We start from the raw sequence: 25,110 nt of genomic DNA on the forward strand, positions 1-25,110 counted from the left end.
GAAGGTCACGGTTCGGCAACGGTCGTCAGCGCGCTTTACAGCGGCCGGGTCGCGCAATATGTTGTCTCCGTGGACAAAGCCCCTCGGGGCTCCCCGCCCTTCCCGGGCGACGACACGACGGCGTGCATCCATCCGTGCACGCTCTCGCGCCGTCCTTCTCACTCGGACACTGCTTTCAGAGAGGAATGCACTCCATGACGTTCTCGCGTGGACTCACGACGCTGGCCACCGCCGGCCTCATCACCCTCGGCCTCGCCGCCTGCTCGGCCAGCCCCGCCAACTCCGGCGGTGCCGCGAGCGGCGAGGGCGCCGAAGGCGACTGCACCGTCGGCATCTCGATGCCCACCCGCAGCCTCGAGCGCTGGATCAACGACGGCGAGGGACTCCAGTCCCAGCTCGAGGACGAGGGCTGCACCGTCGACCTCCAGTACGCCGACAACAAGACCGACCAGCAGATCTCGCAGATCCAGAACCAGATCGCCGGCGGCTCCAAGATCCTCGTGATCGCGGCCATCGACGGAGAGGCGCTCGCGCCGGTCCTGTCCGAGGCGAAGAAGCAGAACGCGACCGTCATCGCCTACGACCGCTTGATCAACGGCACCGCCGACGTCGACTACTACGCGACGTTCGACAACTACAAGGTCGGCCAGCTCCAGGGCCAGTACATCGAGGAGACCCTCGACCTCGCGAACGCCGCGGGTCCCTTCACCCTCGAGCCCTTCGCCGGCAGCCCCGACGACAACAACGCCAAGTTCTTCTTCTCGGGTGCGTGGGACGTCCTGCAGCCCTACGTCGAGAGCGGCAAGCTCGTCGTCCCCTCCGGCAAGTCGCCCGCCTCGAACGACGACTGGGCCTCGATCGGCATCCAGGGCTGGGCCTCCGACAAGGCGCAGTCCGAGATGGACAACCGCCTCTCCTCCTTCTACACGGGCGACCAGAAGGTCGACGTGGTGCTCTCCCCCAACGACAGCCTCGCGATCGGCATCGAGGCCTCGCTGAAGTCGGCCGGCTACGCGCCGGGCGCCGACTACCCGGTGATCACCGGTCAGGACGCCGACAAGGCGAACGTCAAGGCGATCCTCGCCGACGAGCAGTCCATGACCGTGTGGAAGGACACCCGCACCCTCGGCGACCGCGTCTTCCAGATGGTGCAGTCGATCGTCGCGGGCGAGGAGCCCGAGGTGAACGACACCGAGACATACGACAACGGCGAGAAGGTCGTCCCCTCCTACCTCCTCGAGCCGCAGGTCGTGGTGAAGGACGACGTGCAGTCGACCCTCGTCGACTCCGGCTTCCTGAAGGCCGGTGACGTCGGGCTCTGATCCCGAGGCGGGGGCGGGGAGGAGTGATCCTCCCCGTCCCTGCTCACCCCGTCCTCACCCACCACGACCACGAAGCGAGGCCCCGTTGGCCAGTCCCATCCTCATCATGCGCGACATCGTCAAGGAGTTCGGCGGCGGCGTCCGCGCTCTCGACGGCGTCTCGCTCTCGGTGCAGCCCGGCGAAGTGCACGCGATCTGCGGCGAGAACGGCGCCGGCAAGTCGACGCTGATGAAAGTCCTCTCGGGCGTGTACCCCACCGGCAGCTTCGAGGGCGCGATCGAATTCGAGGGCCGGGCGGCCCAGTACCGCTCGATCAACGACAGCGAGGCCGACGGCATCGTGATCATCCACCAGGAGCTCGCCCTCAGCCCCTACCTCTCCATCGCCGAGAACATCTTCCTCGGCAACGAGAAGTCCAAGCGCGGAGTCATCGACTGGAACGCGACGAACGCCGAGGCCGCGACGCTGCTCGCGCGGGTCGGCCTCGCCGAGAACCCCGCGACCAAGATCCTCGAGCTCGGAGTCGGCAAGCAGCAGCTCGTCGAGATCGCCAAGGCCCTGGCCAAGCGCGTGAAGCTCCTCATCCTCGACGAGCCCACCGCGGCGCTGAACGACGAGGACAGCGATCACCTGCTCGGCCTGATCGACCAGCTGCGCCGCCAGGGCATCACCTGCATCATCATCAGCCACAAGCTGAAGGAGATCCGCGCGATCGCGGACACCGTCACGATCATCCGCGACGGCCGCACGATCGAGAGCTTCGCCATGACGGCGGAGCAGGCGAGCGAGAGCCGCATCATCCGCGCGATGGTCGGCCGCGACCTCAACAGCATGTTCCCGCCGCGCGATCCGCAGATCGGCGACGAGAAGCTGCGCGTCGAGAACTGGACCGTGCACCACCCCGTCGACGTCGACCGCGTGGTCGTCGAGAACGCCTCCTTCACCGTGCGCGCCGGCGAGATCGTCGGATTCGCGGGGCTGATGGGCGCGGGCCGCACCGAGCTCGCGATGAGCATCTTCGGCCGCAGCTACGGCACCGGCATCTCCGGCCGCGTCTTCAAGGACGGGAAGGAGATCCAGACCCGCACCGTCGACGAGGCGATCCGCAACGGCCTCGCCTACGCGACCGAGGACCGCAAGCGCTACGGCCTCAACCTCATCGGCGACATCACCGTCAACGTCTCGGCCGCAGCGCTCTCGCGCCTCGCCCGTCTCGGAGTGATCGACAAGCACCGCGAGTACAAGGTCGCGGATTCGTACCGCTCGAAGATGAACATCAAGGCCCCGAGCGTCTCGGCCGTCACCGGCAAGCTCTCCGGAGGCAACCAGCAGAAGGTCGTCCTCTCGAAGTGGATCTTCTCGGGTCCCGACGTGCTGATCCTCGACGAGCCCACCCGCGGAATCGACGTGGGGGCCAAGTACGAGATCTACGGCATCATCAACGAGCTCGCGGCCCAGGGCAAGGCCGTCGTCGTGATCTCGTCCGAGCTGCCCGAGCTGATCGGGCTCTCCGACCGCATCTACACCATCTCCGAAGGCCGCATCTCGGGCGAGGTCGCCCGCGCCGATGCGACCCAGGAGCACCTCATGCACTTCATGACCGCAGGGAAGGACCAGGCCCGATGAGCGCCACGACCACCACAGCGCCGAGCGGCACGCCCGCGAACACGCCGTCCACGCCGCCGCGGCGCGGGCTCCGGATGAACGTCAACCTGCGTCAGTACGGCATCCTCGCCGCGCTCGGCGTCATCATCCTGCTCTTCCAGCTCCTGACCGGCGGGCGCCTGCTCCTGCCCGGCAACGTGAACAACCTGATCCAGCAGAACGCCTACGTGCTGATCCTCGCGATCGGCATGGTGATGGTGATCATCGCCGGCCACATCGACCTCTCGGTCGGCTCGGTCGTGGCGATGGTCGGAGCGATCTCGGCGATCGCGATGAACAACTGGGGCCTGCCCTGGGGCGTCGCCGTCGTCGTGGCGCTCCTCACCGGAGCGTTGGTCGGCGCCTGGCAGGGCTTCTGGGTGGCGTTCGTGGGCATCCCCGCGTTCATCGTGACCCTCGCGGGCATGCTGATCTTCCGCGGATTCACGCTGGTGCTGCTCACGGGCGGCACGATCAACGGCCTCCCGACCGCCTTCACCGCCATCGGGGCCGGCTGGCTCCCGGGCGTCCTCGGCGGCATCCTCGGTCGCGACGCGCTCACCCTCCTGCTCGGAGTCGTCGTCTCGGCGGTCCTCGTCGTGCAGCAGCTGCGCACCCGCGCCACGCTCCGCCGCCTCGAGCTCCCGCGCGAGCCGGTCGCGTCGTTCTGGATCAAGGCCGGCATCGCGGTCGTCGCGATCATGGCTCTCGCCTGGCTGCTCGCCGGCTACAGCGGCACCCCGATCATCCTGATCGTGCTCGCCGTGCTGATCCTCGCCTACAGCTTCGTCCTCGGCCGCACCGTGTTCGGCCGCCACATCTACGCGATGGGCGGCAACCTCTTCGCCGCGATGATGTCGGGCGTGAAGACGAAGTGGGTCAACTTCTTCATCTTCGTGAACATGGGCGTGCTGGCCGGAGTCGCGGGCGTCGTGAGCACGGCCCGCGCGGGCGGCGCCGTCGCCTCCGCCGGGCAGAACTACGAGCTCGACGCGATCGCGGCCGTCTTCATCGGAGGAGCGGCCGTGCAGGGCGGAGTCGGCACCGTCGTCGGCGCCGTCATCGGCGGCCTCGTGATGGGCGTGCTCAACATGGGCCTGTCGATCCTGTCGGTCGACGCCGCGTGGCAGATGGCCATCAAGGGCTTCGTGCTGCTGCTCGCCGTCGCGTTCGACATCTTCAACAAGCGGCGGGCGGGCGGCCGCTAGCCGCTCCCGGATCGCCTCGGGCGGGCCCTCTACTATGACGGGGCCCGCCCGAGTCGTCCGACCGCGCTGCGGGCCACCGACGAGAGACGGATCACCATGGCTGGAGCAGTCGGAGCGTCGAGCAACGCCCTGCTCCGCCGCCACAATCTCGCCGCGATCGCCACGCTCGTCCACCGCTCCGGACCCCTCAGCCGAGCCGAGCTCGGTCAGCGCACCGGCCTGAACCGCTCCGCCGTCGCGAATCTGGTCGGCGAGCTGTCCGGCCTGGGCTGGGTGGAGGAGGAGACGACGGCTCCCACGGGCCGCATCGGCCGCCCGAGCGCCACCGTCGTCCCCGGTCGCGCCTTCGCCGTGGTCGGGGTGCACCTCGACACCGACGCGATCATCGTCGGCCTCGTCGGGATGAACGGCGACCTCCTGCGCCGCGTCCGCTTCGACACCCCCACTCCCGCCACCCCCGACACCGTCGTGCGCGTCGTCTCCGGCATCGTCGAGGGCTTCCGCTCCGAGAAGGAGGGGCACCGCATCCTGGTCGGCGCGGGGGTCGCGGTCCCCGGTCTCGTGCACGGCGACTCCGGCTTCGTGCACATCGCGCCGCATCTGGGCTGGCGCGACGTCGACCTCGCGAAGCGCCTCGGTCGCGCTCTCGCCCTGCCGGTCTCGGTCGGCAACGACGCGAGCCTCGGCGCGATCGGCGAGTCGCTCTTCGGAGCCGCGCGCGGCGTGGCCGACGTCGTCTACGTCACCGGCGGCGCGAGCGGCATCGGCGGCGGAGTGATCATCGACGGCCTCCCCCTGCGCGGCTCCTCCGGATTCGCCGCCGAGCTCGGCCACACCCTCGTCGCGGCCGGCGGGACCCGCTGCGGCTGCGGCCGCCACGGCTGCCTCGAGGCCGAGGTGCGGATGCGCTCCCTCCTCGACGTCCTCGGCGCGCGGGTCCTCGACCAGGACGAGCTCGACATCGCGCTCGGCACCTCCCGCGACCCCGCCGTCCTCGCCGAGGTCGCCCGCCAGGTCGACCTCCTGGCCGAGGGCCTCTCCACCTTCATCAACCTGTTCAACCCCACCTCCGTCGTCCTGGGCGGCTTCCTCGGCTCCCTCCTCACCGTCGACCGCGAGCGCCTCGCCGCACGGGTGTCGGCGCGCGCCCTCAGCGACCTCGCCCGCGGCGTCCGGATCGAGCGCGCGGCGCTCCGATCGCGTCTGGAGCTGGTGGGCGCCGCGGAGCTACCCTGGCGGCGGGCGCTCGCGGATCCCGCAGCCGTCGGCGGCGGCTCCCCCGAGTCGGACCCGGTCGCCGCGACCGAGGCCGTCGACGCCCGCTGGTGATCGCGGCGCCCGAGACCGGTGAGCGCCGCTCGCCGCAGAAGAAGGAGAACGTCGTGGCCGACTTCAACGAGACGATCATCGAGGAGTTCCGCGCGAACGGCGGAACGGTGACGACCGCCGGCTTCGGCCGCTCGCTCGTGCTGCTGCACCACGTCGGCGCCCGCTCCGGCGAGGAGCGCATCGCGCCCCTGATGGCGCTGCACCCCTCGGAGGACGTCTGGCTGCTCGCCGCCTCCGCCGCGGGCGCCCCGAAGCACCCCGCCTGGTTCCACAACCTCGTCGCCGAGCCGGACACCGTGATCGAGACTCCCGACGACGGAACGGTCCCCGTCCGGGTCCGCGTCCTCGAGGGCGCCGAGCGCGACGCCGGCTGGACCCTCTTCACCGACGCCTCCGACGGCTTCGCCGGCTACGAGAAGAAGACGACCCGCGTCATCCCCGTCGTCGAGCTCACCCGCCGCTGACCCCTCCCCCGAGACCGGAGTCGCGTCCTCAGCGGAACGGCACCGGCACGATGTCCGGCGTGCTCCAGCGCAGCGCGACCCGCTCGCCGAATCCGTCGCGCCGCAGCTCCGCCTCGAGCGCGTCGATCACGAGCGGCAGCAGCCGTCGGTGCTCCGTCATCACGTCGAGCACGAGCACCGGCCCCACCGTGACCAGGGTCGAGCCCACCCCCGGGACGATCGCGAGGAACCGCTGCGCGTCCACCTGGACGTGCCGGTGCCCACGCAGCCGGCGCAGCAGCACGGGCAGGGCGAGGGCGTCGAGCGGAGTCACATCGGCACGCAGCGGGATCACCCGCCGAGCATCGCGCCCGCCGGCGTCCGCCCGGTGAACGCCCGCCCGTCCCCCGGTGTCCGCTGTCCCTCCGCGAGGTGCCGGTCCCGTGCACGACGCGCCACGCGGGCGTCCTCGCCGTGGAGAGTCGCGGAAGGATGACCGCCATGACCACCTTCACCGACGGCTTCGACGAGGGCCGCCTCGACCACGAGCGCTGGATCGACCACTACCTCCCGCAGTGGACCGAGCCGGACCGCTCGCGCGCCCGCTGGTCCCTCGACGACGGCGGCCTCCTCCTCCGCATCGACGCCGACCAGCCGCCGTGGCGCGACGACGACGGAGCGATGCGCGTCTCGAACCTGCAGACCGCGTCGTTCGCGGGTCCGCTCGGCAGCGACCGCGGCACACATCGCCACCGCCCCGACCTGCGCGTGCGCACCGAGGTGCCGACCCGCCGCCTCTGGACCCCCACCGGCGGGCACGTCGAGGCGCTCCTCTCGGCGAACCCCGATCCCTCCTGCATGCTCGCGGTCTGGCTGGTCGGCACCGAGGAGTCGAGCCCCGACGACTCCGGCGAGATCACCGTCGCCGAGCTCTTCGGTTCCCTCCGCGGCGAGCGCCGCTCGACCGTCCGCACCGGAGTGAAGGCCGTGAACGACCCCCGGCTGCGCACCGACGTCGTCGACGTCACCCTGCCGATCGACACCGCCGAGCCGCACCTCTACTCCGCCGACTGGTCCGAGGACGGAGTCGTCCTCTCGGTCGACGGCGCCGTCGTGCACCGCGTCGCCCAGTCGCTCCCCTACCCCCTGCAGCTCATGATCGACCTCTTCGAGTTCCCGGAGGAGGGCCCGCGCGACCCCGCCGCGTACCCCCGCACCGCCCGCGTCCACCGCGTCCGCGGCCACTCCTGACCGCGCGGGCTCCGCGAACGACGAAGCCCCCGACCGGACATCCGATCGGGGGCTTCGTCTTCTGCTGGTGCGCGAGGGGGGAGTTGAACCCCCACGCCCTTTCGGGCACACGGACCTGAACCGTGCGCGTCTGCCTATTCCGCCACTCGCGCTCACCACGATGCCTGAGCACCGACGAGAAAGACTACCACCCTCCGCGCCCACCCGTGAACTCGTCCCCACCGACCGCCCCGCGCGTAGCAGGCAGCACTCCGCCGATCCGGCGGGAACGGCCGCCCACGGGCGTTCCCAGCGGCCGTTCGCGCCGGATGAGCACCGGCGACCGTTCGTCCGCGACGGATCGAGCCGCGCCCACCGACGCGACCCCGTCCATCACCCCCGCGCACCCCGCGAAAACACCCCGAGGAGCCCGTATCCAGAGCATCCCAGTAACATGCCCGTAGCCGTGCGCGGCAAGCAGACGACAACGGAAGCCACGTGAGCGCGCAGACACCTCGATCCGTGCGCGACCGCCGAGAAGGCGACGGAACGGAAGATCGGAAGACTGTGGGCATACTGGACAACTTCGAGAAGGGACTCGAGCGCGTCGTCAACGGCGCGTTCGCGAGGACCTTCAAGTCGGGGCTGCAGCCGGTCGAGCTCGCGTCCGCGCTCCGGAGGGAGCTCGACACCACCGCTGCGGTCGTCACGCGCGACCGCATCCTCGTGCCCAACAGCCTGACCCTGCGCATGTCCGCCGCCGACCTCTCCCGCATGGAGCGGATGGGCGCCACCCTGATCGACGAGCTCACCACCGTCGCCACCGAGCACGCGAAGAAGCAGGGCTACCGCTTCCCCGGCCCGATCGACATCCGGCTCGAGGCCGACGGGTCGCTGAGCGACGGCATGGTCGAGGTCGACTCCCGCAGCGTCAAGGGCACCGTCGCCTACACGCCGGTCGTCGACATCGCCGGCCGTCGCCACCCGATCACCAAGTCCCGCACCGTCATCGGCCGCGGTGCCGACGCCGACATCACCGTCGACGACTCCGGCACCTCGCGCAAGCACGTCGAGATCCTCTGGGACGGCTCGCGGGCCCAGGTGCACGACCTCGGCTCCACCAACGGCTCGAAGCTCGACGGCAAGCCGGTCACGCAGGCCGTCCTCTCTCCCGAGCAGACCATCACGATCGGGCGCACGGCGATCGTGTTCCGCCTCGTGCAGGGCGCCGCACCCGCGCGCGCCGACCGCTCGCCGTCCGGTCGCTCCGGACGCGCCTCCGATGGATTCTGGGACGACCGGCTATGAGCGAGCTCACCCTCTTCCTCCTGCGCATCGCGTTCCTCGCGCTGCTGTGGTTCTTCGTGTTCGGCATCGTCTACGCGCTGCGCTCCGACCTGTTCGGGCAGCGCGTGCGCAAGATGCCGCCGACCGCGCAGCAGGACGACGCGCCGTTCGTCACGGCCGCCCAGCCCGTCGTGCAGTCCGCGCCGCAGCAGGCGGCCCCGCAGCCCTCCTCCCCGCAGCAGCAGCCGGCTCCCGTGCAGCAGCAGGCCCCGTCGGCCCGCCGCGCCCGCGAGGCCGCGGCCGAGCGCACCGATTCCGGAGGCGTCGCCACGGTCCACACGGCGCAGCGCCTCGTCATCACCTCGGGTCCCAAGCGCGGCACCGAGCTCGAGCTCTCCGGCGAGCCGCTCACGATCGGCCGCTCCTCCGAGTCGACGCTGGTGATCCGAGACGACTACACCTCCACCCACCACGCGCGCCTGCTGATCTGGAACGACGAGTGGATGATCCAGGACCTCGACTCCACGAACGGCACGTTCCTCGACGGCCGCCGGGTCGGCGCACCGACGAAGGTGCCGCTGAACACCCCGGTCAAGGTCGGCACGACCACCTTCGAACTGCGACGGTCGTAGGCAGCCCGTGACCTCCACTCCTGACAGCGCCGTCGGCGCGGCGCGCGAGAGCGCGGCCGTGTCGCACGTCGGCCGCATCCGCTCCAACAACCAGGACTCCGGGTACGCGGGCCGGCAGCTCTTCGTCGTCGCCGACGGGATGGGCGGGCACGCGGGCGGCGACGTCGCGTCCTCCATCGCGATCAAGCGCATCGCGGAGGCGGACCGCACCTACGCGTCGACGTACGAGGCCGAGGACGAGCTCAAGCGCACCCTCCTCGCCGCCAACGCCCTGCTCGCCGAGGCGGTCATCGACCACCCCGAGCTGACCGGCATGGGCACCACGGTCAGCGCCATCGCCCGGGTGGGCGAGTCGGTCGCGATCGCGCACATCGGCGACTCCCGCATCTACGTCCTCCGCGACGGGAAGCTCGAGCAGGTCACCACCGACCACACCTTCGTGCAGCGCCTCGTCGACTCCGGCCGCATCACCGAGGAGGAGGCGATGACGCACCCGCGCCGTTCCGTCCTCATGCGCGTGCTCGGCGACGTGCACACCAATCCCGAGATCGACACGCTGACCCTCGAGACCGAGCCGGGCGACCGCTGGCTCATCTGCTCCGACGGCCTCTCGGGCGTCGTCCCGCACGACGAGATCCTGAAGGAGCTGTCGCGCAGCGAGTCGGCGCAGCAGGTCGCCGACCGTCTCATCCGCGACAGCCTCGCGCACGGTGCCCCCGACAACGTCACCGTCGTGATCCTCGACGTGCCGGGCGAGAACGACACCGCCCAGGTCCTCGTGCCGATCCCGGAGCCGGTGATCGTCGGCTCGGCCGCCGCCCCCACTCCGATCAGCACCGACGACTCGCAGAACCGCCTGCGGATCCCGGGCCTGCGCCTGCACACCCGCGCACCCGCCGCGCAGGGACCCACCCACTTCGAGCCCGCCTCCGAGGACTACCTCGACGAGCTCATCGAGGAGGACCGCCGCCGGCACCTCCGCCGCCGCATCACCTGGCTCGTCGGCCTCTCGCTCGTGCTCATCGCCGGGTTCCTCGGCGTGCTGCTCGCCTACGACTGGACCCAGTCCCGCTTCTACGTCGGCACCGACGGCGACACCGTGATCATCTACCAGGGCATCCAGCAGTCCGTGGGCCCGCTCTCGCTCTCGAGCGTGAAGGAGGACACGGGCATCCCGCTCGACTCCCTCCGCGAGTACGACGTGGAGCAGCTCGAGCAGACCATCAACGCCGAGTCCTACGCCGGAGCAGTCGACATCGTCGAGCGCCTCACCGACGCGAACGGAGCCCCGTGACCGCGACCACCGCCCCCGCGGCCGCCGAGCGCCGGCGCCCCCGCCTCCTGAAGCAGAAGCTGCGCAACCTCGAGCTCCTGCTGCTGATCGGCGCCTGCCTGATCGACACCTCCGCGATCCTGCTCGTGCAGCTCGGCGCGCTGGGCGCCGTCGACACCACGCTCGTCTCCCTGGGCGCCGGTCTCTCGGCCCTCGTCCTCGTCGTCCACGTCGTGCTGCGCTTCGCGGCCCCGGAGGCGGATCCGTTCCTCCTGCCGATCGCCACGGTCCTGAACGGGCTCGGAATCGCCGAGATCTACCGCATCGACATCGCCGACGGCGCCACGGGCTGGGAGTCGGTCGCCGTCCGTCAGATCATCTGGAGCGGCCTGGCGATCGTCGCGGCGATCGTGGTCCTCGTCGTCATCCGCAACCACCGCATCCTGTTCCGCTACACCTACGTCGCCGGCTTCGTCGCCATCGTGCTGCTCCTGCTGCCCCTGCTGCCCTTCATCGGGCGCGAGGTGAGCGGCGCGCGCGTCTGGATCGGCATCGGCGACTTCTTCAGCTTCCAGCCCGGCGAGATCGCGAAGATCGCCCTCGCCGTGTTCTTCGCCGGCTACCTGGTGCGCAACCGCGACTCCCTCTCGATGGTCGGCAAGACCTTCCTCCGGATGCGCTTCCCGCGGCTGCGGGACCTCGGCCCGATCCTCGTCGTCTGGGCCGTGTCGATGTCGGTCATCGTCTTCCAGCGCGATCTCGGCACGGCGCTGCTCTACTTCGGCCTGTTCCTCGTGATGCTCTACGTCGCCACCGGGCGCACCAGCTGGGTCCTGATCGGCGTCGGGCTGTTCCTCGGCGGCGCGCTCTTCGCCAGCCAGACGCTCGACTACGTGGGCAACCGCTTCTCGAACTGGCTCGACCCCTTCAGCGCCGACCGCTACGGCGCCGATCCCGGCGGCAGCTTCCAGCTCGTGCAGGGCCTCTTCGGTCTCGCGCACGGCGGTCTGCTCGGCACGGGGCTGGGCCAGGGCATGCCCGACATCACGCCGGTCCCGCAGTCGGACTACATCATCGCGAGCCTCGGCGAGGAGCTGGGCCTGGCCGGGATCTTCGCGATCTTCGGCCTCTACCTGCTGCTCGTCTCGCGCGGCTTCCGCATCGGCTTCGCCGGCCAGGACGACTTCGGCCGCCTCCTGGGCGTCGGCCTCTCGTTCGTCATCGCCCTGCAGTGCTTCATCGTGATCGGAGGCGTCACCCGCGTCATCCCGCTCACGGGCCTCACCACTCCGTTCCTCGCGGCCGGCGGCTCGTCGCTCGTGGCCAACTGGATGATCGTCGCCGTGCTCCTCCGCCTGTCGGACACAGTCCGCAGCCAGCCTCGTCTGGTGGTGTGATCCGTCGATGAACCGTGAACTCAAGCGCGTGAGCATCGTCGTCCTGACGATGTTCGTCGCCCTCTTCCTCTCCACCACCACGATCCAGGTGATCCAGGCGGATGCGCTGTCCGAGGACTCGCGCAACACCCGCACGCTCTACGAGAGCTTCTCGACCGAGCGCGGCGCGATCCTGGTCGGCGGCCAGCCGATCGCCTCGTCCGTGCCGAGCGACGACCTGTACAAGTTCCAGCGTCAGTACGCGAACGGGCCGCTCTACTCGGGAGTCACCGGCTACTTCACCCTGAACCAGGGCACGACCGGCATCGAGCGCTCGCTCAACGACTACCTGTCGGGCACCTCGAACTCGCAGTTCTTCGACGAGATCGACAACCTGGTCTCGGGTCAGGATCCCGAGGGCGCGTCGGTCGAGCTCTCGATCGACCCGGTCGCCCAGCAGGCGGCGTTCGACGCGCTGGGCGACTACACCGGAGCCGTCGTCGTGACGGAGCCGGCCACGGGCCGCATCCTCGCGATGGTCTCGAAGCCCACCTTCGACCCCACCGCGCTCACCTCGCACGACACGAACGAGGTGCTCGCGGCCTACCAGGCGCTGAACGACGATCCGGAGAACCCGCTGATCAACCGCGCCATCGGCGGCTCCCTGAACCCTCCCGGCTCCGTCTTCAAGCTCGTGGTCGCCTCCGCGGCGATCGAATCGGGCCGCTTCACTCCCGAGTCGAGCTTCCCGAACCAGCAGGCGTACACGCTGCCCGGCACCAGCACGCAGGTCACGAACTCCGGAGGCGGCCTCTGCGGCCCCGGCGACACCGTCACGCTCGCGACGGCCGTGAAGCTCTCGTGCAACGTGCCGATGGCCGAGATGGGCGTCGAGCTCGGGTCCGACGCGATCCGCGAGACCGCCGAGAAGTTCGGCTTCGACACCGAGCTCGAGATCCCGATGTCGGTCGAGGCGAGCACCTACCCCGAGACCGAGAACGACGCGCAGACCGCGCTGACCGCCTTCGGCCAGTACGAGGTGCGCGCCACTCCGCTGCAGATCGCGATGGTCTCGGCGGCGATCGCGAACGGCGGCGAGGTCATGCGCCCGAGCCTGGTCGACGTCATCCGCTCGCAGGATCTCAGCGTGCTCCAGCAGTTCCAGGAGGACCCGCTGGGCCGCGCCGTGAGCGAGGAGACGGCGGACGCTGTCAAGGCGATGATGGTCGCCAGCGTCGAGGACGGCGCGGCGACGAATGCAACAATAGGAGGCGTCACCGTGGCCGGTAAGACCGGCACCGCCGAGAACGGCAGGGACGACCCTTACACCCTCTGGTTCACCGGATTCGCTCCTGCGGACGATCCGCAGTACGCCATCACCGTCCTCGTCGAGGACGGCGGGGGACTCGGCCAGACCGGGTACGGCAACCTGATCGCCGCACCCATCGCACAACAGGTACTAGAGGCGGTGCTGAACAAATGAGACCCACATCAGGCCTCACCTTCGGGGGACGCTACGAGCTGCAGTCCAGGATCGCCATCGGCGGCATGGGCGAAGTGTGGCAGGCGACCGATCTGGTCATCGGCCGGACCATCGCGATCAAGATCCTGAAGGACGAGTACCTCGGCGATCCCGGGTTCCTCGAGCGCTTCCGCGCCGAGGCCCGCCACGCGGCGCTCGTCAACCACGAGGGCATCGCCAACGTCTACGACTACGGCGAGGAGGACGGCTCCGCGTACCTCGTCATGGAGCTCGTCCCCGGCGAGGCCCTGTCGACCGTGCTCGAGCGCGAGCGCGTGCTCTCGACCGACAAGGTCCTCGACATCGTCGCGCAGACCGCACTGGCCCTGCACGCGGCCCACGCGGCCGGCCTGGTGCACCGCGACGTGAAGCCGGGCAACCTGCTGATCACGCCCGACGGACGCGTCAAGATCACCGACTTCGGCATCGCCCGCATCGCCGACCAGGTCCCGCTCACCGCGACCGGCCAGGTCATGGGCACGGTCCAGTACCTGTCCCCGGAGCAGGCCAGCGGCCAGCCCGCCTCGCCCGCGACCGACATCTACTCGCTGGGCATCGTCGCGTACGAGTGCCTGGCCGGGCGCCGTCCGTTCACGGGCGAGTCGCAGGTCGCCATCGCGATGGCGCAGATCAACGACACTCCGCCGGAGCTGCCCGTCACGGTCGCCGAGCCCGTCCGCAACCTCGTCTACTCCTGCATCGCCAAGAAGCCCGCCGACCGCCCGGCCACCGCCGCGCACCTCGCCCGCGCGGCGCAGGCGCTGCGCACCGGCGACGTCCGCGGCGCCGCCCTCGCGGTCCCGGCGGTCGCCGGCGACCTCCCGACCACGCAGGCGACCACGGTCCTGCCGTCGGCGGCGGGAGCCACGCAGGCCACGACCGTCCTGCCCTCCAACACGACCACCGCCTTCGCCGCGGGCTCCCTCGTGGGCGCTCAGGACGAGCCGGACGAGATCCAGGAGCCGCGCAAGCGCAGCCCGTGGACCTGGCCGCTCCTCGCCCTCATCGTGATCCTCGCCGTCGTGATCGGCGGCACGATCTTCGCGCTGACCACGGGCGACGGAGGCGACCCGGAGCCGACCGCCGCTCCCACGCAGAGCCAGACCCCGACGCAGGCTCCCAGTCCGACACCCACGCCGACCCCCACGCAGACCTCGAACCTCGTGCCCATCAACGAGGACGACTTCATCGACCGCCCGTTCGAGGACGTCGAAGCGGAGCTCGGTGCACTCGGAATGGGTGTCGAGCGCGTCGACGGCCCGAACGCCGCGACGGGCGAGCAGGTCGGCACCGTCTCGGCCCTCACCCCCACGGCCAACGTCGCGCGGGGCACCACGATCCGTGTCTCGGTGTACCTCGACGTCGCGACCCCCGACGCCCCCACCGCGGTCCCCACCGTCACCCCCGCGGCCTCCAGCGTCGACGCCGGTGCGACCTTCAACGTCACCTGGACCAACTACAACCAGTGCCCGAGCGGCACCTCCGTCACCGGCTACCGGGTCACCGCGACCGGCGAGGGCGCGTCCGTCACGAGCACCAACCCGTCGAACTCCACCACCGCCACGATCCAGGCCGGCCCGGCGGAGGGCTCCCTCGACATCACCTACACGGTGATCTGCGGAGAGACGGAGTCGGCGGCCTCGCCGACCCTCACGGTCGCTGTCGACGCACCCGCTCCGACGCCGACTCCGACTCCGACCAGGTCGAACTCGGCCACCTCGTCGCCCTCCGGCCCGCCCGAGGAGTAGACCGCACGAGCGAGTAGGCGGCGGGCCTTGAGGATCGATCCTCCGGGCCCGTCGTCGTCCGCCCCGCCGCGCCCCGCGGGATCGCTGCGGGGCCGCGGGTACACTTGCCGTGGCTCCTGCGGGGGCTGTTGCCAGACGGAATCAGGGCGGGAGCGTACGCGTGACGGAAGAGGGTCGCCTGATCGCGGGACGGTATCAGGTCGGGCCCCGGCTCGGTCGCGGCGGGATGTCCGAGGTCTACCTCGGCACCGACACCCGCCTCGGGCGCACGGTCGCGGTCAAGGAGCTCAAGCTCTCGCTGTCCTCCGACTCCGCCTTCCGACTGCGGTTCCGCCAGGAGGCGCAGTCGGCGTCGCGCATGTCGCACCCCACCATCGTCCGCGTCTTCGACGCCGGCGAGGAGGTCACCGTCGACGAGCAGGGCACCGAGTCGCGGCGTCCGTTCATCATCATGGAGCACATCGAGGGGCGCCTGCTGAAGGACGTCATCGCCGAGGGCCCGGTCGACGTCGACGAGGCCGTGCGCATCACCGAGGGCATCCTCACCGCCCTCGAGTACTCGCATCGAGCGGGAGTGGTGCACCGCGACATCAAGCCCGGCAACATCATGCTGACCCCGTCGGGTCAGGTGAAGGTCATGGACTTCGGCATCGCCCGCGCCGTCTCCGACTCCGCGGCCACCGTCGCCCAGACCACCGCGATCCTCGGCACCGCGGCCTACTTCTCCCCGGAGCAGGCGAAGGGCGAGCAGGTCGACGCCCGCAGCGACCTCTACTCCGCCGGCATCGTGCTGTTCGAGCTCCTCACCGGTCGTGCGCCCTTCCGCGGCGACACCCCGGTCGCCGTCGCCTACCAGCACGTGAGCGAGACGCCCCCGGCGCCGAGCTCGATCAACCCCGCCGTCAGCCCGGCGCTCGACTCGATCGTCGCCCGGGCGCTCTCGAAGGACCGATACGAGCGCTTCCAGGGCGCGGCCGAGTTCCGCGACGACCTGCGTGACGCCGCCTCCGGCCGGCTGGCCGATCACCGCCCGATCGACGAGCTGACCACCTCCCTCTTCGCCGCCCGCAGCCAGGGCGGCATGAACGACTCCGAGCTGGCCCTGCGCCAGCTCGCCGAGGACAACTCGATCGTCCGCACGCAGCGCCGACCGCCGGTGCTGTGGATCTGGTCGTCGATCGTCGTCCTCGCCGTGATCGTGGCCGCGCTCGTCATCTGGGTGCTGACCCTGCAGCCGTCCACGACCCTCCCGTCGCAGTCGCGGGAGGTCCCGACTCTCACGAGCACGAGCTACGACAGCGCCCAGTCGACGCTGACGGCCCTCGATCTCGTGCCGAGTCAGGTCACCGAGTTCAGCGACTCCGTCCCCGAGGGCGAGGTGATCCGCACGGATCCCGGCTCCGGCACGATCGTCGCCCCCGACACGGTGATCCGCGTCTACGTCTCGCAGGGCGCCGAACCGGTCGCGGTCCCGGCGACCGCGGGCAGCGCCCTCCCGGACGCGATCGCCGCCCTCACCGCAGCGGGGTTCGAGGAGGGGTCGCAGACCCGTACGAACTCGCCCACCGTCCCGGCCGACATCGTGATCTCCAGCGCTCCGTCGGGAGGAGACCTGGCCGCACCGGGGACCCCCGTCGACGTCGTGGTCTCCTCCGGCACCGTCGTGCTGCCCGACCTCGTCGGCCTGTCGCTGAGCGCCGCTCTCGCAGCCCTCGAGGCCGAGGATCTGCAGCTCGTCGGCGAGGAAGCGCCCGACGAGACGTGCGAGTCGGTGCGCCGCACCAACCCGCCGGTCACCACCCAGTCGTCCGCTCCCGGTGAGGTCCCGCAGGGCTCCACCGTCGAGCTCGGCTACTGCGCGGGCTGACGCCCGCAGCACGGCGAGCACGCGTGCCGCCGAGGCTCCGTGCCGCGGCTCAGTGCCTCCGCGGCTCCGTGCCGCCGGAGTTCTACGCCCGGCGCGCGTCCGCCAGCGGCTGCTCGAGTCGCACCACGCGGTCGGCCGACGACGGAAGGCCACCCCGGATGTCGCTCGGAGTGAGCCCCTCCCGGCGCTTCAGCGCTCGACGGAGGTGGTCGGCGGACGAGAACCCGGACGCGGCGGCGATCGTCTCGAGCGGCACCTGGCGCGGTCGACGGCGCAGCAGCTCGACGGCGCTGGCGACCCGCGCGAGCTCGATCTCGCTGGCGACGGTGGTGCCGGCGTCCTCGAAGAGCCGCTGCAGCGAGCGAGTCGACACGTTGACCGCGTCCGCCACGGCCTCCGGAGTGCAGCGGGGCGTCCGGTGGGTGCGGTCGATCACGGTCCTGGCGCGACCCAGCGTCGCCGCACGGATGCTCGTGGCGCCGGCCTGTGCCCCCTGCGTGGCGAGGAACGCGCTGACCAGGAGCTGCTTGACGACGTGGAGGAAGTTCGCGAGCTCGGCCTCCCCGGGGATCCCGGGGCCCGATTCGGCCGCGAGGACGAACGCCGTGGTGAACGCCGAGGCGGCACGCGTCGTCCGGGCGTCGGGATCGAGCGCGTAGACGCCCGCGTTCGTGTCGAAGCCGTAGCGGCGCATCTCGTCGGCGCGGATCGAGACCTGCAGCAGCGAGACCGGGGTCGTCGACTCCGTCGTGAACGTGGTCGTCCCCGGCTGGTACGAGATCGAACCCGGACGCAGGAGCGTCGTCCGCTCCGGTCCGACCATGCGGACGAAGCCCTCGAGCAGGAACGTGAAGGTGAGGACGGACGTGTCGTCGGCGCTCCAGGTCCCCCGCAGAACGCGCATCGGCGACGAAGTGATCAGGACCACCTGCACGCCGTTCGCCGAGAAGCCGGATCCCGTCAGGCGCGGAACCGTCCCCGGCTTCACCACGACCCGCGGACCGAGCGTCTCGATCTCGCGTATCCCGGAGTACTCCCACGAGACCTGTTCCACCATCGTCGCCCCCGGATGATTCGTTCCAGCCGTCGATCCCCTTGCCGGATGTCCTCCGATTATGCCGGGAAGGGGTACCGCATCTTCCGCCGCGCACCCGTCAAAACACGCCACCAAGGCGGGGTCCATAGCCATGCGATCGCAGTTCCCGCACCCGTCTTTCTGCGGATCCAGCAACTCTAACCGACAGTCATAGCGCATCAGCGGCGGCTCCCGCAGGAGGAGTGGCGCGTTCTGATGGCCCCCGTCCAAGGGTCACTTCGACAGCGAGTCGCTCGAGGCGCGGTCGCGAAGAGACGGGACCGTGTCGACCTCGTCGAGCCAGTTGCCGAGCAGCACGCGCCCGGACGGCGTGAGGATCGACTCCGGATGGAACTGCACGCCGACGACCGGGGCCGAGACGTGCCGCAGCGCCATCACGACACCCTCCGCGGTGGTCGCCGTCACCGCGAGCTCGGGTGGCAGCGAGCCGCGCTCGACCGCGAGCGAGTGGTACCGCATGGCCTCGAAGCCCGAGGGGATGCCCGCGAACAGCCCGTCGCCCTCGTGCTCGACGATCGAGGTGCGGCCGTGCAGGAGCTCCGGCGCCTCGCTCACGCGGGCACCGAGGGCGTGGGCGATCACCTGGTGCCCGAGGCAGACGCCGAGCAGCGGATGTGCGCTCGCCACGGAGTGCCGCACCAGCGCCGTCGACGTGGGGACGTCCTCGGGTCGGCCCGGGCCCGGCGACACGAGGACCCCGTCGGCCGCCTCGGCGCGCCGCACCGCCTCGGCCGGCGACAGCTCAGCGCCCTCGACCACTTCGACGTCCGCTCCGAGCTCGCGGAGGTAGGCGACCAGCGTGAAGACGAAGCTGTCGTAGTTGTCGACGACGAGAATCCTCGTCGACCGGCGGCCGCTCACTCCTCGACGGTGACGTTCTGATCGAGCACGATCGACTGCACCCACGGGAACACCCACTCGGCGAGAGCGGCCAGCACGGCCGCCACGAGGACGAGGACGAGGAGGAGCCGGACCCACAAGGGTCCGGGCAGGACCCGCCACAGCGCTGCGTACATCTCAGCCCTCCTGATCGAGCGTCGCGGCGAGCTCGGCCGGGGCACCCGCGGACCGCGGCTGCCAGGACTCGAGGACGCCGTAGGCGATGATCCGCTCGGCGGTCGAGTACAGCGGGTTGCAGCTCGTCAGCGTGATCAGCCGGTCGGTCGGCGCCACGTCGGTCGACCACGGCACCGGATCGATGACCTGCACGTCCGACGGCTGCACGTACTCGAGATTGCGGTAGCGGTAGGTGTACCAGCCGTCCGCCGTCTCGATGTAGATGGCGTCGCCGAGCTGGAGCTGGTCGATGAGGTGCATGCCGCCGCCGTACGCGCTGCGGTGCGCCGCCAGGGCGAAGTTGCCGACCTCTCCGGGCATCTGGGTGCCCGGGTAGTGCCCGATGCTGCCCTCGTCGAGGACGTTCGCCGCGTCGACACCCTCGGCGATCGTCCGGACCCAGCCCTCGCCGTAGCGGGGGATGTAGAGATTGCCGAAGGACGTGTCGATCGCGGCGACCGTCGACACGACGGGAGCCCCGAAGTCGGCCGGGGCGAGGGACTCCGCCGGGGACGGAGCGGGCGCGGGCGCCGGATCCCCCCAGCTCTCCCGCAGCTCCGCGGCCTCGTTCGTCTGCTGACCGGCGATCACCGCGTCGTTCCACCACAGCTGCCAGCCGAGGAAGAGGAGGACGAGGACGCCCGCGGTCATCAGCAGCTCGCCGAGCACCCCGAAGACGGACAGCCGGCGGCGCGGGCGCGGAGCACGGCGCCGGGATCGCGGCCGCAGGGGGGCTTCGGCGGGCTGCTCGGCTGACATGCGACGAGTCTAATCGGCGGCCCCGCGCGGATCCTCGGCTCTCCGCACCCCTGGGGAGAGCTCTGCAGAGCCTGTGGAGAACGCCGGAAAGCCGTCTCGACCGGGAGCCGGCGGGCGGCCTGCTCCCGGTCGGAGTGCTCCGCCCGGTACAGTGGTCGGCATGGCACGAGCGACGAAGAGCCCGAAGCCGGAGCGCGACGAGGCCCGGACCGGAGAGAACTCCCCCAACCCGGTCTGGTTCAAGCCGGTGATGTTCGGCTTCATGCTGATCGGCCTCGCCTGGATCATCGTCTTCTACGTGAGCCAGGGCGTGCTGCCGATCCCCGATCTGGGCAACCTCAACATCCTCATCGGCTTCGGGATCGCCTTCATCGGCTTCCTGATGACCACCCGTTGGCGCTGACCGCGTCCCCGGCATGACCGACGCCCCGTCCGATCCCCGGACGGGGCGTTCGTCGTCCGTGGCCCGACTCCGAGCGGCCGGCTGCGTCTTCGCCGAGGACGAGGCGCGACTGATCGAGGAGGCGTCATCCTCCCCGGCGGCGCTCGACGCACTGCTGCGCCGCCGCGAGGCGGGAGAGCCGCTCGAGCAGATCCTCGGCTGGGTCGACTTCCGCGGACTGCGCGTCCGCGTGGCTCCCGGAGTCTTCGTGCCGCGGGTGCGGACCGGCTTCGTGGTCGACGCCGCCCTGTCCCTGCTCGAGGGGCTCGCTTCGGGTACCACGGTGCTCGACCTGTGCTGCGGCTCCGGAGCGATCGGGCGCGCGCTGGCCGGCGAGCGCGGCGATCTGCGGCTGCTCGCCGCCGACGTCTCCTCCGCCGCGGTGGCCTGCGCGCGGACCAACCTCGACGGGTTCGGCGAGGTGTTCGAGGGCGACCTCTTCTCCGCCCTCCCCGACGTCGAGCGCCGGCGGATCGACGTCGTCGTCGTCAACGCGCCCTACGTGCCGACGGACGCGATCGCCCTGATGCCGCCGGAGGCTCGGCTGCACGAACCCGCCGTCTCGCTCGACGGGGGGAGCGACGGTCTCGAACTGCATCGCCGCATCGCCCGGGAGTCGCTCGACTGGCTGTCGGCGGGCGGCGCGGTCCTCATCGAATCGGGTCGCGAGCAGGCTCCGGCGAGTGCGGCCGCGTTCGCCGCGTCGGGCTTCTCGACGCGGATCCTCGAGGACGACGACCGCGACGCCACCGTCGTCGTCGCGCGTCTCACTCGAACTACACGCCTGTAATTATCCCCAGCTGTGCAAACTCCTGTGGAGAGAGCGCAACGCCCTCCGGATCCCCGGGATCCCGGGGCCGCTCACCCCGATCCGCGGCATGACGCGGCAGGATCGAGGACCGTCCCGTCCCTCGGCTGCACCCCGCGGAATGACATCCGCGTAGTTCTCCCCATTGTTAACAACCCTGTGGATAACTTTCTCCCCACCTGTGCACAGCACCTGTGGATGAACCACCCGAGCCGGTTACAGCCCCGCGTACGGGATCGAGCGGATCTCGATACGGCCGCTCCGCGACCCACTCGATCAGCGAGAAGCCCCGCCGCTCGCGCAGCCCCCACCGAGCGGATCACGCTCACCTCCGCTGGTCGAGCAACCGCGAAGCGGCGTCTCGAGACCCGGGTCCACCAGCCCGTCGGCGCAGGGGGTCCAGTGGTGGTAACCCCCTCAGCAGGTCACCCGCGACTCACGCCAGGACGTACGCCCCCGCCGTGATCGCGACCAGGCCCACGCCGATCAGGCCGACGAGCAGGTTCTGCGTCCGGCGCTGCGACCGCTGCCGCGTCCGGGTGAAGACGAGTCCGATGAGCGCACCCGCCACGAGGCCGCCGACGTGCGCCTGCCAGGCCACGTTCATCCCGGGCAGGAAGCCGATGACGAGGTTGAGGCCCACGAGCACCAGCAGCTGCGACGCCTGGCCGCCCAGGTGCCGCAGGATCACCAGGTAGGCGCCCATCAGTCCGAAGATCGCTCCGGAGGCGCCGATCACCGTCGTGAGCGGACCCGCGAGCAGCAGGACCCCGACCGAGCCGGCGAAGCCGCTCAGCAGGAAGAGCGCGAGGTACCGCCCGCGCCCGAGCATCCGCTCCAGCGCCATGCCGAAGATCCACAGCGTGTACATGTTCAACGCGAGGTGGAAGGGGATGACGAAGAAGACCGACGTGCTGTGCAGGAAGACCGAGGTGAGCATCCGCCACGGCTCGAACCCGGCACCGAAGCCGGGGAGCGTGTACGCCGGAACGTAGGCGAGCCCGCCGATGACGAGGTTGCCCACGACGGGGAGGACCTCGAGGATCCAGAGGAACACGCAGAGGGCGATGATCGCGTAGGTGACGGTCGGCTGATCGGCGCGGGTCATGGCGCGGACCCTCGAGACCAGCGGACTGCGAGTGCGCGGGGCCTCCGCGCGCTGCTGCGCCATGTCGTCCGGGCAGATCACTCCGACCGGGGCGGGCGTCTGGCACTCGCCGCAGATCGTGCGACCGCACCGCTGGCAGCGCACGAAGCTCTGCCGGTCGGGGTGTCGGTAGCACGCGTACGCGCTGGTCGGCGGGACCTGAGTCACGGATTCGCCTCCGGGGAGAACGAGGGCCGGATCCAGACGGATCCGGCCCTCGGGGAGAAGGGGGAAGAGGGGATCAGACCTCGGTGATCTCGACGCTCTCGATGACGACGTCCTCGAGGGGCTTGTCGCGGCCGTCGGTGGCGACGGTGGAGAGCGACTGGACGAGCTGCTTCGAGGCGTCGTCGGCGACTGCACCGAAGATCGTGTGCTTGCCCTGGAGCCAGGTGGTCGGCGCCACGGTGATGAAGAACTGCGAGCCGTTTGTGCCGCGGCCCGCCTGCTTGCCGGCGTTCGCCATCGCGAGGATGTAGGGCTGCGTGAAGTCGAGCTCGGGGTTGATCTCGTCGTCGAACTGGAAGCCGGGCCCGCCGATGCCCTGGCCGAGCGGGTCGCCGCCCTGGAGCATGAAGTCCGGGATGACGCGGTGGAAGACGGTGCCGTTGTAGAGCGGCTCCTTCGTCTTCGCACCGGTGGCCGGGTGGGTCCACTCGATGTCGCCGGTCGCGAGACCGACGAAGTTGCGGACCGTCTTGGGAGCGTGATTCCCGTAGAGGTTGACGACGATGTCGCCCTTGTTGGTGTGGAACGTCGCGACTGCGGTGTGCAAAGGCATGCGTGGATTCTCGCACAGCGCGTATGTAGGGGTCCCCTGCGCCCGGTGTCAATGCGCTGGGTGCGCGATGCGGAGCCCGATCGATGAGTGGCAGTATTGAGGAGTTCGCTGCTCGTAGCCGATGGAGGACCACATGGGTCTGTCACGTAAGCACAAGAAGGATCTCAAGCGCCTCCGCAAGAACGCCGAGGCGGTCTGGAGTGAGCAGCAGGAGGTGCTGGCGCACGCCGCCTCCGTTCTCGAGAAGAGCCGCGCTCATGCCGCCAAGTACGCGAAGAAGGAGCTCGTCCCCTTCGCGAAGGACACGTACCAGTCGCGGGTGAAGCCCGTCTACGACAACGGCGTCCACGCCGTCGAGGGCACGTACTCCTCCGCGCGCGACACCGTCCTGCACAAGGTCGTCCCGACCTTCGCCGCGGTCGGAGGTACTGCCGCCGCCGCGTTCGAGGCCGCGAAGGACTCGAAGAACCGCGCGAAGCTCGCCGAGATCTCGAAAGCGCGCTGGGAGGAGCTCACCACTCCGCCCAAGAAGAAGTCGAACGTCGGCACGGTCTTCGCCATCGGCGCCGCGCTCGTCGCCGTCGGCGGCATCGGCTATGCCGTCTGGCAGACGTTCCGCGCCGACGACGAGCTGTGGGTCGCCGAGGACGAGCCGGCCAGCGCCGCCCAGTCCGCGGCCTCGACCGCGTCCTGATCCTCACCGTCCGGCCCGGATCCCGCCTCGCGGGGTCCGGGCCTGTCGCATGTCCGGAATCGTCCGGAGATAGGCTGCTGCAGTGGACATCCGGGTCGCCGCGTACGGCGTGATCATCGACGGCGACCGCATGCTCCTCGCGCATTGGAGTCAGGGTCCGTGGCAGGCGTGGACCCTGCCGGGCGGCGGCATCGACGAGGGCGAGTCCCCGGCCGACGCCGCGGTCCGCGAGATCTTCGAGGAGACCGGGTACCACGCCGAGCTCGAGGCCCTGATCGGCGTCGACTCGCACGTGATCCCGGCGCACCGGCGGAGCGACCCCGCCGCCGGCCCGCTGCACGCGATCCGCGTCGTCTACCGCGCGCGCATCACGGGCGGCGAGCTGACGCACGAGGTCGACGGATCGACGGACGCCGCGTCCTGGTTCCCCCTCGGCGACGTCGAGTCCCTCGAACGGGTCGAGCTCGTCGACGTCGCGCTGGGCATGAACGAGGCGTGGCTCGTCCGCTGAGCCGTCGGGGAATCCGCGGGTCCCGCCACGCGTTGTCCCGAGTGTGATCGTCGAGCTGTACACCTCCGCTTTCTGCGGCGCCTGCCACGCGGCGCGCGCCGTGCTGGAGCGCGCGGTCGAGCTGGTGCCCACCGCCGAGCTGCGGGAGTACGACGTCGCGTTCCGCCCCGACGAAGCGGAGGCGGAGCACATCCGCTCGACCCCGACCGTCGTCGTGCGCGCCGCCGACGGGCGAGCGGTGTTCCGCGCGGAGGGAGCCCCGTCGCTCCCCCAGGCACTGTCCGCCCTCGCCCGTGCCGTCCCGGAGCCCTCCGCCGCATCGTAGGGTGGCGGCAGGAGGTCCTGTGCGTCGTCGTCCCGTGTTCGTGAGCTCCTCCGTCGTGCTCGGCGCCGCTGCCGCGCTGGCCCTGGCGGGCTGCTCGAGTGCTCAGGAGTCGAGCGCCACCGTGGGCCTGGGCCGCGGCGGGCAGCGCGGCGAGGTGATCGGCATCGTCGTCGTCTGCTCCGGAGTCGTGGACGGCCTGGATCTCGCGGTCGACGACTCCGCGCCACTGCTGGTCGGCGACGGTCTCCGTCGCCTCACCCGCTGGGCCTCCCCGGACACGGTGGTCGACCTCGGCGCGACGGACCTCGTCGGGCGTACGGTCTGGCCGGCGGACACGGTGATCGAGCGCTTCGCCCCCGGTATCGACTACACGCTGGGCGCGTACGCCGAGGGCAGGTCGATGTCGGCTCGCCCGGTCGTGTTCCACGCCGAGCAGTTCGACACCCTGTCGGTCGGCGAGGTCATCGTCGGCGATGTGCGCGACGAGACGGGCGAGGTCCTCTCGGTCGAGAACTTCCTCGGCCTGGCCTGCGAGAGCCCGTGATGACAGCGCAACCCAGAATTCATGCTCGGCTTATTAAGGCATATGGATCTAAGCCTGAGTAAGCT

At 70.6% G+C, this 25,110-nt stretch carries 26 protein-coding genes and 1 tRNA gene; 19 read left to right on the top strand and 8 right to left on the bottom strand.

Annotation, left to right across the window (positions count from 1 at the left end; translation table 11 throughout):
* Positions 1-194: 194 nt before the first annotated feature.
* The 5 genes from chvE (at position 195) to ASF46_RS17525 (ending at position 5,968) form a co-directional block, all read left to right on the top strand.
* Entirely contained in the window at positions 195-1,322 is a 1,128-nt protein-coding gene (gene chvE / locus ASF46_RS17505) for a multiple monosaccharide ABC transporter substrate-binding protein (protein ID WP_372488181.1), read from the top strand.
* 106 nt (positions 1,323-1,428) lie between these two features.
* Complete coding sequence (gene mmsA, locus ASF46_RS17510; protein ID WP_056868819.1) at positions 1,429-2,949, top strand: multiple monosaccharide ABC transporter ATP-binding protein; 1,521 nt, start codon at positions 1,429-1,431, stop codon at positions 2,947-2,949.
* Positions 2,946-4,175: a multiple monosaccharide ABC transporter permease gene (gene mmsB, locus ASF46_RS17515; RefSeq protein WP_056868820.1), complete on the top strand. Its 1,230-nt coding sequence runs from the start codon at positions 2,946-2,948 to the stop codon at positions 4,173-4,175. The genes mmsA and mmsB overlap by 4 nt, the downstream gene beginning before the upstream one ends.
* 96 nt (positions 4,176-4,271) lie before the next feature.
* Positions 4,272-5,504 (top strand): ROK family transcriptional regulator, encoded by a 1,233-nt coding sequence (locus ASF46_RS17520; RefSeq protein ID WP_056868821.1) that lies wholly within the window; start codon positions 4,272-4,274, stop codon positions 5,502-5,504.
* On the top strand, positions 5,501-5,968 hold the full coding sequence (locus ASF46_RS17525) for a nitroreductase/quinone reductase family protein (protein WP_200919760.1): 468 nt from the start codon (positions 5,501-5,503) through the stop codon (positions 5,966-5,968). Before ASF46_RS17520 ends, ASF46_RS17525 begins: the two co-directional genes overlap by 4 nt.
* 28 nt (positions 5,969-5,996) lie before the next feature.
* Here ASF46_RS17525 and ASF46_RS17530 read toward each other — a convergent pair whose 3' ends face one another.
* On the bottom strand, positions 5,997-6,302 hold the full coding sequence (locus tag ASF46_RS17530) for a hypothetical protein (protein WP_055793987.1): 306 nt from the start codon (positions 6,300-6,302) through the stop codon (positions 5,997-5,999).
* A 146-nt stretch (positions 6,303-6,448) separates the two neighbouring features.
* Here ASF46_RS17530 and ASF46_RS17535 point away from each other — a divergent pair, with 146 nt between their 5' ends.
* Entirely contained in the window at positions 6,449-7,198 is a 750-nt protein-coding gene (locus ASF46_RS17535) for a glycoside hydrolase family 16 protein (RefSeq protein WP_056868822.1), read from the top strand.
* A gap of 65 nt (positions 7,199-7,263) precedes the next feature.
* On the opposite strand, the gene ASF46_RS17540 is transcribed toward ASF46_RS17535, so the two are convergent.
* A tRNA-Leu gene (locus tag ASF46_RS17540) sits at positions 7,264-7,350 on the bottom strand.
* Between the two features lie 394 nt (positions 7,351-7,744).
* Between ASF46_RS17540 and ASF46_RS17545 the strand changes: the two genes are divergently transcribed.
* From ASF46_RS17545 to pknB, 7 genes are all read left to right on the top strand, one after another.
* The gene (locus ASF46_RS17545) at positions 7,745-8,485 is read left to right on the top strand and encodes an FhaA domain-containing protein (protein ID WP_056868823.1); all 741 of its coding nucleotides are present in this window, start codon (positions 7,745-7,747) and stop codon (positions 8,483-8,485) included.
* Positions 8,482-9,096: an FHA domain-containing protein gene (locus ASF46_RS17550; RefSeq protein WP_056868824.1), complete on the top strand. Its 615-nt coding sequence runs from the start codon at positions 8,482-8,484 to the stop codon at positions 9,094-9,096. The genes ASF46_RS17545 and ASF46_RS17550 overlap by 4 nt, the downstream gene beginning before the upstream one ends.
* A 7-nt stretch (positions 9,097-9,103) precedes the next feature.
* A complete protein-coding gene (locus ASF46_RS17555; protein ID WP_056868825.1) occupies positions 9,104-10,390 on the top strand; it encodes a Stp1/IreP family PP2C-type Ser/Thr phosphatase in 1,287 nt (428 codons plus the stop codon).
* Positions 10,387-11,766 carry an FtsW/RodA/SpoVE family cell cycle protein gene (locus ASF46_RS17560; RefSeq protein WP_056868826.1) on the top strand — a complete coding sequence of 460 codons (1,380 nt, stop codon included), beginning with the start codon at positions 10,387-10,389 and terminating at the stop codon, positions 11,764-11,766. The genes ASF46_RS17555 and ASF46_RS17560 overlap by 4 nt, the downstream gene beginning before the upstream one ends.
* Positions 11,767-11,773: 7 nt before the next feature.
* Positions 11,774-13,228, top strand: coding sequence for a peptidoglycan D,D-transpeptidase FtsI family protein (locus ASF46_RS17565; protein ID WP_056868827.1), 1,455 nt, complete (start codon positions 11,774-11,776; stop codon positions 13,226-13,228).
* Positions 13,225-15,015 carry a protein kinase domain-containing protein gene (locus ASF46_RS17570; protein ID WP_056868828.1) on the top strand — a complete coding sequence of 597 codons (1,791 nt, stop codon included), beginning with the start codon at positions 13,225-13,227 and terminating at the stop codon, positions 15,013-15,015. Before ASF46_RS17565 ends, ASF46_RS17570 begins: the two co-directional genes overlap by 4 nt.
* A gap of 226 nt (positions 15,016-15,241) precedes the next feature.
* The gene (gene pknB, locus ASF46_RS17575) at positions 15,242-16,882 is read left to right on the top strand and encodes a Stk1 family PASTA domain-containing Ser/Thr kinase (RefSeq protein WP_235577011.1); all 1,641 of its coding nucleotides are present in this window, start codon (positions 15,242-15,244) and stop codon (positions 16,880-16,882) included.
* A gap of 82 nt (positions 16,883-16,964) precedes the next feature.
* Here pknB and ASF46_RS17580 read toward each other — a convergent pair whose 3' ends face one another.
* The 4 genes from ASF46_RS17580 to ASF46_RS17590 all read right to left on the bottom strand — a co-directional run bounded on the left by ASF46_RS17580 (position 16,965) and on the right by ASF46_RS17590 (position 19,793).
* A complete protein-coding gene (locus tag ASF46_RS17580; protein ID WP_056868830.1) occupies positions 16,965-17,939 on the bottom strand; it encodes a helix-turn-helix domain-containing protein in 975 nt (324 codons plus the stop codon).
* Between the two features lie 252 nt (positions 17,940-18,191).
* Entirely contained in the window at positions 18,192-18,839 is a 648-nt protein-coding gene (locus tag ASF46_RS17585) for an anthranilate synthase component II (RefSeq protein ID WP_056868831.1), read from the bottom strand.
* Positions 18,836-18,994 carry a hypothetical protein gene (locus ASF46_RS19615; protein ID WP_200919761.1) on the bottom strand — a complete coding sequence of 53 codons (159 nt, stop codon included), beginning with the start codon at positions 18,992-18,994 and terminating at the stop codon, positions 18,836-18,838. The genes ASF46_RS17585 and ASF46_RS19615 overlap by 4 nt, the downstream gene beginning before the upstream one ends.
* A 1-nt stretch (position 18,995) precedes the next feature.
* On the bottom strand, positions 18,996-19,793 hold the full coding sequence (locus tag ASF46_RS17590) for a class E sortase (RefSeq protein ID WP_056868832.1): 798 nt from the start codon (positions 19,791-19,793) through the stop codon (positions 18,996-18,998).
* A gap of 160 nt (positions 19,794-19,953) precedes the next feature.
* Between ASF46_RS17590 and ASF46_RS17595 the strand changes: the two genes are divergently transcribed.
* Both ASF46_RS17595 and ASF46_RS17600 read left to right on the top strand, forming a co-directional pair.
* On the top strand, positions 19,954-20,196 hold the full coding sequence (locus tag ASF46_RS17595; protein WP_055794313.1) for a cell division protein CrgA: 243 nt from the start codon (positions 19,954-19,956) through the stop codon (positions 20,194-20,196).
* 58 nt (positions 20,197-20,254) lie between these two features.
* On the top strand, positions 20,255-21,025 hold the full coding sequence (locus ASF46_RS17600) for a putative protein N(5)-glutamine methyltransferase (RefSeq protein WP_327205472.1): 771 nt from the start codon (positions 20,255-20,257) through the stop codon (positions 21,023-21,025).
* 454 nt (positions 21,026-21,479) lie between these two features.
* Here the strand turns inward: ASF46_RS17600 and ASF46_RS17605 are convergent, their stop codons facing one another.
* Positions 21,480-22,151, bottom strand: coding sequence for a rhomboid family intramembrane serine protease (locus ASF46_RS17605; protein WP_327205473.1), 672 nt, complete (start codon positions 22,149-22,151; stop codon positions 21,480-21,482).
* Between the two features lie 280 nt (positions 22,152-22,431).
* Positions 22,432-22,971: a peptidylprolyl isomerase gene (locus ASF46_RS17610; protein WP_056868835.1), complete on the bottom strand. Its 540-nt coding sequence runs from the start codon at positions 22,969-22,971 to the stop codon at positions 22,432-22,434.
* A 133-nt stretch (positions 22,972-23,104) separates the two neighbouring features.
* Here ASF46_RS17610 and ASF46_RS17615 point away from each other — a divergent pair, with 133 nt between their 5' ends.
* The 4 genes from ASF46_RS17615 (at position 23,105) to ASF46_RS17630 (ending at position 25,045) form a co-directional block, all read left to right on the top strand.
* Positions 23,105-23,665, top strand: coding sequence for a hypothetical protein (locus tag ASF46_RS17615; protein ID WP_107573956.1), 561 nt, complete (start codon positions 23,105-23,107; stop codon positions 23,663-23,665).
* Between the two features lie 82 nt (positions 23,666-23,747).
* On the top strand, positions 23,748-24,176 hold the full coding sequence (locus ASF46_RS17620) for an NUDIX hydrolase (protein ID WP_055784482.1): 429 nt from the start codon (positions 23,748-23,750) through the stop codon (positions 24,174-24,176).
* A gap of 43 nt (positions 24,177-24,219) precedes the next feature.
* The gene (locus ASF46_RS17625; RefSeq protein ID WP_056868837.1) at positions 24,220-24,501 is read left to right on the top strand and encodes a glutaredoxin family protein; all 282 of its coding nucleotides are present in this window, start codon (positions 24,220-24,222) and stop codon (positions 24,499-24,501) included.
* A gap of 19 nt (positions 24,502-24,520) precedes the next feature.
* Positions 24,521-25,045, top strand: coding sequence for a hypothetical protein (locus tag ASF46_RS17630; protein ID WP_157602746.1), 525 nt, complete (start codon positions 24,521-24,523; stop codon positions 25,043-25,045).
* Positions 25,046-25,110: the final 65 nt, after the last annotated feature.

The sequence above is a fragment of the Rathayibacter sp. Leaf296 genome (assembly GCF_001423045.1).
Taxonomy (GTDB): domain Bacteria; phylum Actinomycetota; class Actinomycetes; order Actinomycetales; family Microbacteriaceae; genus Rathayibacter; species Rathayibacter caricis.